This is a genomic window from Bacillus sp. B25(2016b) (assembly GCF_001679765.1).
Taxonomy (GTDB): domain Bacteria; phylum Bacillota; class Bacilli; order Bacillales; family Bacillaceae_G; genus Bacillus_A; species Bacillus_A thuringiensis_K.
Genome location: NZ_CP016285.1, coordinates 3,498,064 through 3,511,139 on the forward strand (window position 1 = coordinate 3,498,064; position 13,076 = coordinate 3,511,139).

Sequence of the window (13,076 nt, forward strand, 5' to 3'; positions counted from 1 at the left end):
ATTAAATATAGTCTATGTAAAAAAGCCCGCACTAATGTGCGAGCTTTTTATACTTATCGTTTTCCTTTTTCATAAGGAGTTCCTAATGCTTTCGGAGCTTCAGAACGACCTACAAAACCAACGAGTGCTAATATTGTGAATACATACGGTAATATTGTTAATAAAACACTCGGAATTTGATCTAATACAGGAATTGTTCCACCTGTTACACTTAATGATTGTGCAAAACCAAAGAATAGCGCTGCACCTAATGCACCTAGTGGATTCCACTTTCCAAAAATCATAGCAGCTAATGCTAAGAAACCTTGTCCTGTAATAGTTGCCCCTGAGAAGTTATTAGAAATTGACATCGCAAAAATTGCTCCACCAATTCCAGCAAACACCCCTGATATACAAACGCCAATATAGCGCATTTTATATACGTTAATCCCCATCGTATCCGCTGCCATTGGATGCTCACCAACCGCACGAAGACGAAGACCGAACGGTGTTTTATAAATAACATACCAAACAGCGAATGCTAAAATAATGGCAATATACGACGTTATTGGTACGTTAGAGAAGAATATTTTCCCTAAAACTGGAATATCTGAAAGGCCTGGAATGTCAATCTTTTCAATACGGTACTGAATAAAGTCAGTCTGTCCTTTATCAAAAATCTTCTTAATTGCAAATACCGTTAATCCAAGAGATAAGAAGTTAATTGCTACACCACTTACAACTTGATCTGCTCGGAATGTAATAGAAGCTACCGCATGAAGTAATGCAAACAAACCACTACCAATTGCCGCAAATAATAACGCAATCCACGGAGTCATCGTTCCCCAAGTATCACCCATCAATAAGTTTGTAACAACTCCAATAAATGCACCAAATAGCATTAGTCCTTCTAATCCGATATTTACAACACCTGATCGTTCACTAAATACACCACCTAGTGCTGTGAAAATGATAGGTGCCGATGTATATAACGTACCCGTCACAAGAATGGCTAATATATCTAAAAAGCTCATTTATTTCCCCTCCTTGCTCATGCGTGTAAGCGCCCATCTTAACACATAACTACATGCAACAAAGAAGATGATACATGCAATAATTACATTAATAAGCTCTGACGGTACATCTGCCTCAAAGTTCATTTGAGGGGAAGCACTTTTCAAACCACCAAACAATAAAGCTGAAAGGATTATACCAAACGGATTGTTCCCTCCAAGTAATGCTACGGCAATCCCATCAAACCCTACTCCTGTAAACGAAGACATCGCTGTCATACTCTGGAATGTCCCTAATCCTTCCATCGCTCCACCAATCCCCGCAAATGCACCAGCAATTGTCATGGAGAATACTACATTACGAGAAACTTTCATACCTGCATATTGAGAGGCATGCTGATTAAATCCTACCGACTTTAATTCGTAACCTAAAGTTGTTCGATCTAATAAGAACCACATTAAAATAGCGATTAAAATTGCTACAATAATTCCCCAGTGTAGACGTGAACCATCAGTAATAGAAGCAAGCCAGTCTGAAGATAGTGACGCGCTCTCTTTAATGTCATACGTTTTATCATTACCCTCGTGTAAGAAACGCTTAATAATGTCATATGTTACGTATAAAGCAATATAGTTCATCATAATTGTTACAATAACTTCATTAACTTGAAATTTCCCCTTTAAATATCCAGGGATGAAACCCCAAATTCCACCTACTAATGCTGCAAATAAAATTGATAACGGCATGTGAAGAACAGCTGGTAGCGAAACTGCATAACCGAACCAAACTGCTGCAAGCCAACCAACTAACAATTGACCCTCTACCCCGATATTAAATAAGCCTGTACGAAATGCAAACGCCACCGATAAGCCAGCAAGAATAAGCGGTATCATTGTACGGAGAGTTTCACCAATCGCACTTGCGCTGCCGAACATTCCTGTCCAAAGTGCACTATAACCAACAATTGGATCATAGCCACTAACTAGCATTACAATCGCTCCTACAAGTAAGCCGAAAATAACGGATAGTACTGGGACTAAAATATTTATCGTTCGTTCTGTTAAAAGCTTTTTAGCCATTTGTACCCACCTGCTCCTTCTTTGTTCCTCCAGCCATTAACAATCCAAGCTGTTGTTCATTCGTTTCTTTCGCATCAACTATTGCTACAATTTCCCCTTCATAAATAACAGCAATTCGATCGCTAACATTTAAGATTTCATCTAACTCTAATGATAAAAGTAATACACCTTTTCCTTTATCCCTTTGCTCTATTAATCTCTTATGAATAAATTCAATTGCTCCTACATCTAAACCACGTGTTGGCTGTGCCGCAATTAATAAATCTGGATCTCGGTCTACTTCACGTGCAATAATTGCTTTTTGTTGATTCCCCCCAGATAGAGCGCGTGCTAACGTTTGCTCACTAGGTGTACGTACATCAAACTGTTCAATAAGAGCCTTTGCTTTTTCTGTAATTTTGCTGAAATTTAAAATCCCTTTCTTTGAAAATGGATTTTTATAGTACGTTTGAAGAACTATATTATCTCTAACAGAAAAATCAAGTACGAGTCCGTGTTTATGACGATCTTCTGGAATATGACCAATTCCTTCTTCTGTTATTCTTCTAACAGGCCAATTTGTTATTTCTTTTCCTTTAATTGCAATAGAACCTGACTCAACTTTTCGTAAACCAGTAATTGCTTCTATTAATTCACTTTGTCCGTTTCCATCAATCCCTGCAATCCCAACAATTTCCCCCGCACGAACAGTTAAGTCAAGGCCTTTTACAGCAGGTAGTTGACGTGCATCGTGAACAACAAGGTTTGCAATTGAAAGTACCTCTTCTTTTGGCTTCGCGTCTATTTTTTCTGTTTTAAAATTCACTTGACGTCCGACCATTAATTCTGCAAGTTTATTTTCATCCGTATTTGCAACGTCAACCGTTCCAATCCCTTTTCCTTTACGAATAATCGTACAACGATCGCAAACTTCCATAATTTCTTTCAACTTATGTGTAATAAGAACAATAGATTTTCCTTCTTGTACAAGCTTTTTCATAATTTGAATTAGCTCATGAATTTCTTGTGGTGTTAACACGGCTGTCGGTTCATCAAATATTAAAATTTCTGCACCGCGGTAAAGAGTTTTCAAAATCTCAACACGCTGTTGCATACCCACTGAAATATCCTGTATTTTCGCATATGGATTTACAGCTAAACCGTATTGTTCAGACAATTTTTGAATTTCTTTAGCAGCTTCCTCAACAGCAATTTTCCCTTTTTTCTTCGGTTCATTTCCGAGAATAATATTCTCTGTAACTGTAAAATTATGAACAAGCATAAAGTGTTGATGGACCATTCCAATACCAAGGTCATTTGCTATATTCGGATTTGTGATTTTTACAGGTTTACCTTTAATTTTAATTTCACCCTGCTCTGGTTGGTACAAACCAAATAGTACATTCATCAATGTGGATTTCCCTGCACCATTTTCTCCAAGTAAAGCATGTATTTCTCCTTGCTTTACTTGCAGCGTAATATCATCATTCGCTACAATGCCTGGGAATACTTTCGTAATGTTATTCATCTCAATTACGTATTCCATTTCGTTCCTCCTTTTAACAGGGAACATTCCCTATTACACTATTAACTTATTAAGCGATTTGGAATTTTTATACATACAAAGGTTAGTTCTATGAACTAACCTTTGCTATTTCTCTATTTATTTTTTTAGAGAAGCTTCATATTCTTTATACTCTTTATCTGTAGCCGGTACTTTAATTTCACCATCTGTAATTTTCTTTTCAAACTCTTCTACTTTTGTTAAAATTTCAGGGTTAACCTTTTTCACGTTATCAGTTGTTTTTGAAATACCAATACCGTCATCTTTTAAACCAAACGCTTCAATTTTTCCACCTTTTAATTTTCCATCTTTTGCTTCTTTAGCTACTTTTTCTACAGCTACATCCACACGTTTAATCATTGAAGTTAATGTTACATTTTCAGGCATACCTTCTTGATGTTGGTCACGGTCAACACCGATTACCCAAACATTTTCACCTTTTTTCTTACGATTTTTCGCTTCAGTGAACACACCGTTACCTGTACCACCAGCAGCATGATAAATTACATCTACACCTTGACCATACATTGCTGATGCAAGAACTGTACCTTTTTCAGGTTTATCAAATGCTTCCGCATATTCAGATACGATTTCAATGTTTGGATTTACTGCCTTTGCACCAGCTTTAAATCCATTTTCGAATTTACTAATTAAATCACTTTTCATTCCACCAACAAATCCTACTTTATTCGATTTTGTTGACATAGCTGCTACCGCACCTACAAGGAATGATCCTTCATGATCTTTAAATGTAATACTTGTTACGTTCGGTGCATCTACAACAGTATCAACGATTGCGAATTGTTGTTTTGGAGATTCTTTTGCAACTTCTTTAATTGCACCTTCTAATTTATAACCGATTCCGAAAGATAAATCATACTTATCTTTTGAAAATTTCTTTAAGTTCGGAATATAATCTGCTTCTTTTTCAGACTGTAGGTAACGATAATTTGTCTTTTCCTTTAATCCATTATCTTTACCAAACTTTTTCAAACCTTCCCAAGAAGATTGGTTGAATGATTTATCATCAACGCCCCCAACATCCGTTACCATACCAACTTTGAAGTCTTTATCTTCTTTCTTATCACTGCTCGCCTTATCCGAGTTACCACATGCACCTAACACCGTACTTGCTGCTAATGTTAATGATAATAAAAGACCTGTTTTTTTCTTCATACTAGAAACCCCTCCTGAAATGATTTGTCTATTTTTTATACGCTGCTGTTCCTTACTTCTTGCTGTCACCTCCCTAAAAAGGAATTTACCTACATACGCTTTCTTAATACGTGGAAGCTAAATTTATCAGCTCTAAAGTAATTGATAGAATATAAGATTGGCTCATCATTTTGATCGTAGTGCATTTGTTTTAATACAAGCAGCGCTGTTTCAGGCTCACATTCTAAAATCGGTGAGATTTTAGGGTGATAGCCAATTGGCTCAATGTGAGCAACCGCATATGTTATGCGCTTATGCGTGTTATTATGTATCACCGTTAATAATGATTCCTCATTGTAACCCGATAAATCTGGCAATATTTCTTTTGCAAGTTTATCGATACAATACACAACAGGTTCCCCATCTGCTGTACGCACGCGTTCAATCATCACTGCATTAAAACCATCTTCACTATTAAACTTCTCTTTTTCCTCTTCTGTTAAAGTTGTAGTAGATGATGATAAAAAGATTGTTCCTGGTGTTTTCCCCACACTAGAAATCATATCTGTAATACTAGAAAGTTGTTCTATTCCAGAAGAAAATAATGGCTTTGCATTTACAAATGTCCCTACACCATGTCTACGAATGACAACATTTTCTTCTTCTAAAATACGCAATGCTTCCCTTAAAGTCGCTCTACTTACGCCAAGTTCTTTCGCTAAATCAAACTCTGATGGTAACTTTTGTCGTTCTTTATAAGCCCCATCTTTAATTTTTTCTTTGATGTGATCAATCACCCGTAGATATAGGTGACGACTATCGGATTTTACTGACATAAGACTCCCCCGCATTTCAATTATTCGACCTCTGATGTAAGACTTCTTTTCTCTTTTTTCAACTTACAACATAGTACAAATGACTAAACACCAAAATAAGCATAATTGTCGAATAAATAATAATAATTTTTTAAAATAAAATTTTCACTCTTTATTGTATAAAAAAAACTTTGCACCATAAACATTCCTCATTTCGAGAAAAAGTTCGGCACAAAGATCCTTTACATCCTTTGTTACACACTTTTCCCCTCATAGTCTAGCAATTCATGGTTGCCAGGTAGAAACTTATGGACCTTATCTCCAAGATTATATGAGGCAGTGATTCTTTTCGAAGTAATCTTACCACTTGCTCTCATACGTGTCAACAAAATCTAACATTTTTCTGCATTAAATATCGAACATTTACACAAAACATACTCAAAGTATTCGTATTCTAAAGAGCACCTCTAAATGTAAGCCCTTTCTTTATTGCTGAGTATAGTATATAACAAAAACACTATATAAAAAAGCCTAATTGTAAAAACAATTAGGCTTTTTTTAAGAACTTTTTTCTTGTACATCATTAATGAGCACTTCTCTCGGTTTACTACCTTCATACGGACCTACTACACCATTCATTTCCATTGCATCAATTAGGCGAGCAGCTCGCGTATAACCTACTCTAAACCTACGTTGTAACATAGAAACAGATGCTGTTTGCATTTCCACTACAAGTTGAACCGCTTCATCATATAATTCATCTTCTACTTCCTGCTTCGTATCAGGAACATCTTGCGGAATCATATCTTCTTGATATTGTGCTTTTTGCTGTCCAATAACATATTCTACAACTCTCTCAACTTCATCATCTGATAAAAATGCGCCTTGTACACGTACAGGTTTCGATGCACCAATTGGTATAAACAGCATGTCTCCACGACCTAGTAGCTTCTCTGCACCACCACCGTCAAGAATTGTACGAGAATCTGTTTGAGAAGATACAGCGAATGCAATACGTGATGGAATATTTGCTTTAATAACACCCGTAATAACGTCAACTGACGGACGTTGCGTTGCAATAATTAAATGAATACCAGCAGCACGAGCCATTTGCGCTAGACGCATAATCGCATCCTCTACATCAGACGAAGCAACCATCATTAAATCTGCTAACTCGTCCACAATTACTACAATATAAGGTAATTCGGGTTGTTTCGCTTCTGATTGACTATTATGCTCTTTTATATAATCGTTGTATCCTTCAATGTTACGTGTACCACTATGAGCAAACAATTCATAACGACGTTCCATCTCACTCACAACTTTTTTCAATGCTTGCGATGCTTTTTTCGGATCAGTTACAACTGGCGTTAATAAATGAGGCACACCGTTATATACATTTAATTCTACCATTTTCGGGTCAATCATCATTAATTTTACTTCATGCGGTTTTGCACGCATTAAAATACTAACAATAATACCGTTAATACATACACTTTTCCCGCTACCTGTCGCACCAGCTACGAGTAAATGAGGCATTTTATTTAGACGGGCTAATACAGCTTCACCTGTAATATCTCGGCCAAGACCAATTAACAACTTCTCTTCCGGATGATTATTAGCCTTAGAATCAAGAACTTCCCTCAGCGTTACCATCGAAACCTCTGAGTTCGGAACTTCGATCCCTACAGCTGATTTCCCGGGAATTGGCGCTTCAATACGAATGTCCTTTGCAGCTAAAGCAAGGGCTAAATCATCACTTAAACTGACAATTTTGCTTACCTTTACCCCCATATCAGGATACACTTCATATTTTGTAACTGCCGGACCTCTATGTACTTTTGTTACTTTCGCTTTCACTCCGAAACTTTGGAATGTACGCTCTAATTTACGAGCATTCTCATAAATTTCCGCATTTTCATTTGTAACTTGCTTATTCTTTGGAAATTTTAATATATCAAGTGAAGGAAGCTTGTAATCTTTATTTTCTACATTTGAAAATTGCATAGGAGGTGCTTGCGCTTCACTCTCTAACGATTCAACAATTTTTTCTCCACGCTTTTTCTTTGGTTCTTCAATTGGCGGAGTCTCTTCAATAAACGTTGAAGTGATCAAATCTTCTTGCTCTACTTCGATTCGTTTATCCTCTTCTTCATTTACAGGATAATTCTCAGTGAAATTCGAAATAATCGGAGGATCAATTGAGATTTCTTCCATCGGCTCAATAATTTCTTCTTGTTCTGCAGCACGTTTGCTTCTTGTGCTTCTTGTTGTTTTTTTCTTTTCTGTTTGTTCAGCCGTTCTTTTAGCTCTCCAATCTTTATAATCCCCTTGCATCACTTGAAACTGACTTCTAAGAATTCTACCAACTGGAGCTAACACTTCTCCAATATGCTTATTTGTTATACAAAGTATACCGAGAATAACTAGAATAATACCAATGATATAAGCTCCTACTTCGTCAAATAAGAAGTAACATGTTGCGAACATAAGCGCACCAAACATACCACCACCTAAATGAACACTATCTGGCCCCTTTTTCATTTCAAGAAAGAAGTTATCTTTCGTACTCACAATAACAGAAGTATTTTGCACTGCTCCATCTTTTGTAAGAAGGTTAAATAATGTAATATGACTAAACATTAATATCGCCAATACAATTAAATAAAATCCAATTAATCGTTTATTTAAAAGGTTCGGCCATCCGCGTTTTATAACAAAGGAAACCGATAAAGCTATTACACCTAACACACCAATTATGTACCACTCACCAAAGAAGAAGCGAAAAAATAACACAAACGATTTCCCTACAACGCCTAGCTGTAAAATCGTAATGATTGAAAGTGCAAAAAGAGTTAAACCGACAATTTCATAATACAAAGTTGGCTTTATCGTACGTCTTGCCTTTGACTTCGTCCCTCTTTGCTTTTGTTTTGCCATTTCTTCACCTCGTGTTCTACATATAAGTAAAGCTCCCCTCAAAATGCTCTATTTATATGTCTGTTTTCTCTATTTTTCAGGTCTTTATATCTTCTATTTTTACACTTCTTGTAAAATGCTAAATAAACAGAAGAAAGCAGCCTACTCATGGCTGCTCAACCGTCTTGTTTTTTATATTATACCATAGCTTCTAAACAAAATCCTTCTTTTTGCTAAAAGGTTATTTTCTGACCGGGCTCAAACTCTAAATAATGAAGTGGGTCCGTACTTAGCACACGTACAATAGAATAAAATCCATGTTCCTCTTCAGAAACCATTAATTCCACACCATTTATATTTACGACTTTTTGACTTTCACATTGTGAATAATCGGCCGGATACACAAGTTGCTCTGGCATAATTGTATATAAAATCATTGTAGCATTGTCCCTTCTGTACTATCTTCCGCGCGAACATCTATTAATTCGTTTAATTTTCGAATAGCATTTCCAATACCGCCTACATCATCTATAAGACCGTACTTTACTGCATCCCCACCAATTACATTCGTCCCAATATCTCGCGTTAAATTTCCTTTCGCAAACATAAGCTCTTTAAAACGATCTTCTGTTACTTTCGAGTGCTTCGTCACAAAACGAATGACTCTTTCTTGCATCTTATCCAAATACTCAAATGTTTGTGGCACACCTATGACAAGACCTGTTAAACGAATTGGATGAATTGTCATCGTCGCAGTTTCCGCAATAAACGAATAGTCAGTAGAAACAGCAATCGGTACACCGATGGAATGTCCCCCACCTAAAACTAGAGACACTGTTGGTTTTGAAAGTGAAGCTACCATTTCAGAAATTGCTAGCCCAGCTTCAACGTCACCTCCAACCGTATTTAATATTAAAAGCAAACCTTCAATTTTCGGATTTTGTTCAATCGCAACAATTTGCGGAATGATATGCTCGTATTTTGTTGTTTTATTTTGCGGTGGTAATTGAACATGACCTTCCACTTGTCCGATAATCGTTAAACAATGAATACGTGATTCATTCATCTGTGGTACATTTGTCTGTCCAAGCTGTTGAATTTTTTCGACTATTGAAGCCTCTTTTCCAGCTTCTTTTGGCTCAGCTTCTTTTTCTTCATTTGTATATCGATCACGTTCTGTCATTTCGCATCCCCTTTCACTCGTATATAACTATTATTTCTTAAGTTATAAATTTCATTCGATAGGGTTAAAAAGAAAAAAGATCACCCATAAGGGTGATCTTTTTTATACTTCCATAATAATCGGTAAAATCATAGGTTTTCTCTTTGTCTCTTCGTACAAAAACTGTCCTAATAATTCACGAATATTTTGTTTTAACATTGACCATTCAATTGAATATTCTTTAATTGACTGCTCAACAATCATACGTACAATCTCTGTAGATCGTTCAATTAACGCTTCTGATTCACGAACATATACGAAACCACGTGAAATGATTTCTGGACCAGAGATAATTTTCTTTTCATCTTTACCAAGCGTTACAACAACTACTAGTATTCCATCTTGAGATAACATCTTTCTATCTCGAAGAACGATATTACCAACGTCACCTACACCTAATCCATCAATTAAAACATTACCAGCTTGTACTTTACCGACTAAGTTCGCTTCATCGTCACCAAAAGCAATTACATCGCCTTTTTCTACGATAAAGATATTTTCTCTTGTAATACCTACATCTTCAGCTAAGTATGCATGTGCTTTTTGCATACGGAACTCACCGTGTACGGGTACAAAGTACTTTGGTTTCATTAAATTTAACATTAATTTTAATTCTTCTTGGCTACCGTGACCTGAAACGTGAACTTTTCTTTCACCGTAATAAACAACTTCAGCTCCCGCTCTAAATAACAAGTCGATAATTTTTGATACAGATATTTCATTACCCGGAATTGGAGAAGCCGCAATAATAACCGTGTCACCTTTACGAATTGAAATTTGTTTATGAGCTTGCTTTGCCATTCTAGATAGAGCAGCCATCGGTTCACCTTGACTACCTGTCGTTAAAATAGCTACCTTTTTCTCTGGGAAATTGTCTACTTCTTGTAGTGAAATAACCATACCTTCTGGAACATCTAAATAACCAAGACGTCTTGCGATATCTACCACTTTCACCATACTACGTCCTACAACCGCCACTTTTCGCCCTGTTTCAGCAGCTGCATCAAATACTTGTTGAATACGATGTACATTCGATGCAAATGAAGCAACAATAATACGACCTTCTGCGCCGTAGAACACTTTAGAGATTTCTACACCAACTTCTTTTTCTGAACCTGTATAACCTGGGCGCTCTGCGTTTGTACTATCAGATAATAAGCAAAGTACGCCTTCATTTCCGATTTGCGCCATTTTCCCAAGGTCTGCTCCACTATTTCCAATTGGAGTTTGATCGAATTTAAAGTCTCCCGTATATACAATCGCACCTTTTGATGTATGGAAACAAACACCAACAGAATCTGGAATACTATGTGTCGTTCCAAAGAATGACACCGTTGTAGTATTAAACTCTACTGTTGAATTTGAATCGATTGTTTTTAAGTCTACACGGCCTAACATACCCGCTTCGCCAAGTTTTTCTTGTATAAGTCCTACTGTTAATTTCGTTGCATATACTGGAATAGATAATTTACGAAGTACGTAAACAATACCACCAATATGATCTTCATGACCGTGAGTAATAAATAAACCTTTTACTCGCTCTTGGTTTTCCACTAAATATGTAATATCAGGAATAACGATATCAATTCCAAACATTTCATCTCCTGGGAACATTAACCCTGCATCTACAATAAAGATTTCAGAATCAATTTCAACACAGTACATGTTTTTCCCGATTTCACCTACTCCACCAAGAGCAAATACTTTAACAGACTCATTCTCTTTTCTCTTCATGTTGTTGCCTGGTTTAAAAATCTTTCAAACACTGATTTCACTAAAATTGCAGAGACACCAGGGGAAACTCTACAACCACCATATATTCACCGTCCAAGACGAATGTCCTTACCGTTATGCGATATCATGTCCTTGTTTATTTTTTAAACCAGGTTTCACCTCTCTTTCATTATATAAATCAAATATCTTATTCGATATGATATGAAAATGTAATCAAATTATAATTTTTACCAATTTTGCTAAGCATACCCGTACTAAGCTACTTAGCCATATTATACCTGATACAAGAAATAGAACACAAGTTAAATCGTGCGAAAGAAAGAGGAAAAGAACGGAATGACAATAAAAGTATCGAACGTATTTCCTTTATATTTACTCTGATTTTATACTCCATATTATTTTGAAGAACTAGCCATACATACGCCAAATTCATTTCATAATAGGAAGTTTCAAGATTTATTTTTCTAGAATCCAACAAAAACACTTACAAAATGGATTTTTTTTATGAATTGCGTCACATTTTAGGGGATTTCTCTAAAAACAGACACCGTGGTTTATTACGTTTATTCCATAATATCTATCATTTTTTGACTCAGTTAAAGGGGTATGATTATTTTCTTATACACATAATGAAGAAGCGATTAATGTTCTTATAAAAACACATATAGGTGAGAAAAAGAGGAAAAGATTTGCATATAATAAAAAATGACCTAGTTCTACACTAGGTCATTTTTTATTAACGAGGGATAGATTGCATAACAGATTGTAACGTTACTCTTTCCTCTTCTGTTAATGGAAGAAGTGGTAAACGTACAGAACCTACATCTAATCCAACCATTTGTAACGCTGTTTTTACTGGAGTTGGACTTGGCGCCATAAATAATGAATCAGTTACTCTTACAAGTAATTGATGTAATTTTTGTGCTTTCTTAAACTCTCCTGCTTGAAATGCTGTAATCATCTCTTGCATTTCGTTTCCGATAACATGAGATGCTACCGAAACGATACCTTTCGCTCCAACTGCCATAGCTGGTAACGTTAAACCGTCATCACCGCTGTATACCGCAAAGTCGTCCGCTGTTTTTTCAATGATCTCTGTCATTGTTAACACATCGCCGCCGGCATCTTTAATAGCAACAATGTTTTCTATTTCTGATAAACGAACAACTGTATCAACGGAGATTTGTACAATAGATCGTCCCGGAACGTTATATAGCATAACCGGAAGCGGCGTGCTTTCAGCAATTGCTTTAAAATGCTGATACATCCCTTCTTGGCTCGGTTTGTTATAATACGGTGCTACTAGCATTACTGCATCCACACCAACTTCTGTTGCCTTTTTAGTTAAGTCAATAGAAGCATGCGTATTATTGCTACCTGTTCCAGCGATTACGGGCACTCTTTTATCGACAACAGATACGACATGGCGATATAACGCTACTTTCTCTTCTGAAGTTAATGTAGGAGATTCTCCTGTCGTTCCTCCTACCACGATTGCTGTTGTACCGTTATCAATTAAATAATTTACCAATTTCGTTGTCTTTGCAAAATCGATATTCCCGTTTATATCAAACGGTGTTACCATCGCGGTTGCAATTGTCCCAAAATCTATCATG

10 protein-coding genes and 1 riboswitch are annotated in these 13,076 nt (G+C 36.3%); all 10 genes read right to left on the minus strand.

Going from position 1 to position 13,076, the window contains the following annotated elements; all coding sequences use genetic code 11:
• Positions 1-53: 53 nt before the first annotated feature.
• The 10 genes from BAQ53_RS17745 to dapA all read right to left on the minus strand — a co-directional run bounded on the left by BAQ53_RS17745 (position 54) and on the right by dapA (position 13,075).
• The gene (locus tag BAQ53_RS17745) at positions 54-1,013 is read right to left on the minus strand and encodes an ABC transporter permease (protein ID WP_208906141.1); all 960 of its coding nucleotides are present in this window, start codon (positions 1,011-1,013) and stop codon (positions 54-56) included.
• Positions 1,014-2,072 carry an ABC transporter permease gene (locus BAQ53_RS17750; protein ID WP_001085260.1) on the minus strand — a complete coding sequence of 353 codons (1,059 nt, stop codon included), beginning with the start codon at positions 2,070-2,072 and terminating at the stop codon, positions 1,014-1,016.
• The gene (locus BAQ53_RS17755) at positions 2,065-3,597 is read right to left on the minus strand and encodes an ABC transporter ATP-binding protein (RefSeq protein ID WP_000456911.1); all 1,533 of its coding nucleotides are present in this window, start codon (positions 3,595-3,597) and stop codon (positions 2,065-2,067) included. The genes BAQ53_RS17750 and BAQ53_RS17755 overlap by 8 nt, the downstream gene beginning before the upstream one ends.
• A gap of 117 nt (positions 3,598-3,714) precedes the next feature.
• A complete protein-coding gene (locus BAQ53_RS17760) occupies positions 3,715-4,791 on the minus strand; it encodes a BMP family lipoprotein (RefSeq protein WP_000730604.1) in 1,077 nt (358 codons plus the stop codon).
• A gap of 89 nt (positions 4,792-4,880) precedes the next feature.
• Positions 4,881-5,606, minus strand: a complete 726-nt coding sequence (locus tag BAQ53_RS17765) for a GntR family transcriptional regulator (RefSeq protein WP_000114182.1) — start codon at positions 5,604-5,606, stop codon at positions 4,881-4,883.
• A gap of 232 nt (positions 5,607-5,838) precedes the next feature.
• Positions 5,839-5,940, minus strand: a riboswitch (purine riboswitch).
• A gap of 203 nt (positions 5,941-6,143) precedes the next feature.
• Positions 6,144-8,525 (minus strand): DNA translocase FtsK, encoded by a 2,382-nt coding sequence (locus BAQ53_RS17770; protein ID WP_001118802.1) that lies wholly within the window; start codon positions 8,523-8,525, stop codon positions 6,144-6,146.
• A gap of 212 nt (positions 8,526-8,737) precedes the next feature.
• Positions 8,738-8,941, minus strand: coding sequence for a YlzJ-like family protein (locus BAQ53_RS17775; RefSeq protein WP_000605023.1), 204 nt, complete (start codon positions 8,939-8,941; stop codon positions 8,738-8,740).
• A complete protein-coding gene (tepA, locus tag BAQ53_RS17780) occupies positions 8,938-9,687 on the minus strand; it encodes a translocation-enhancing protein TepA (protein ID WP_000139806.1) in 750 nt (249 codons plus the stop codon). Before tepA ends, BAQ53_RS17775 begins: the two co-directional genes overlap by 4 nt.
• A 102-nt stretch (positions 9,688-9,789) precedes the next feature.
• A complete protein-coding gene (locus tag BAQ53_RS17785; RefSeq protein ID WP_000823089.1) occupies positions 9,790-11,460 on the minus strand; it encodes a ribonuclease J in 1,671 nt (556 codons plus the stop codon).
• Between the two features lie 736 nt (positions 11,461-12,196).
• Positions 12,197-13,075, minus strand: a complete 879-nt coding sequence (dapA, locus tag BAQ53_RS17790) for a 4-hydroxy-tetrahydrodipicolinate synthase (RefSeq protein WP_000564763.1) — start codon at positions 13,073-13,075, stop codon at positions 12,197-12,199.
• Position 13,076 lies beyond the last annotated feature (1 nt).

Excerpts from the sequence above, each read along its gene's own strand:
- BAQ53_RS17775 (WP_000605023.1), bottom strand. The coding sequence starts at position 8,941 with ATGATTTTATATACAATTATGCCAGAGCAACTTGTGTATCCGGCCGAT.
- BAQ53_RS17750 (WP_001085260.1), bottom strand. The coding sequence starts at position 2,072 with ATGGCTAAAAAGCTTTTAACAGAACGAACGATAAATATTTTAGTCCCA.
- BAQ53_RS17745 (WP_208906141.1), bottom strand. The coding sequence starts at position 1,013 with ATGAGCTTTTTAGATATATTAGCCATTCTTGTGACGGGTACGTTATAT.
- dapA (WP_000564763.1), bottom strand. The coding sequence starts at position 13,075 with ATGATAGATTTTGGGACAATTGCAACCGCGATGGTAACACCGTTTGAT.
- BAQ53_RS17755 (WP_000456911.1), bottom strand. The coding sequence starts at position 3,597 with ATGGAATACGTAATTGAGATGAATAACATTACGAAAGTATTCCCAGGC.
- BAQ53_RS17765 (WP_000114182.1), bottom strand. The coding sequence starts at position 5,606 with ATGTCAGTAAAATCCGATAGTCGTCACCTATATCTACGGGTGATTGAT.
- BAQ53_RS17770 (WP_001118802.1), bottom strand. The coding sequence starts at position 8,525 with ATGGCAAAACAAAAGCAAAGAGGGACGAAGTCAAAGGCAAGACGTACG.
- BAQ53_RS17785 (WP_000823089.1), bottom strand. The coding sequence starts at position 11,460 with ATGAAGAGAAAAGAGAATGAGTCTGTTAAAGTATTTGCTCTTGGTGGA.
- BAQ53_RS17760 (WP_000730604.1), bottom strand. The coding sequence starts at position 4,791 with ATGAAGAAAAAAACAGGTCTTTTATTATCATTAACATTAGCAGCAAGT.
- tepA (WP_000139806.1), bottom strand. The coding sequence starts at position 9,687 with ATGACAGAACGTGATCGATATACAAATGAAGAAAAAGAAGCTGAGCCA.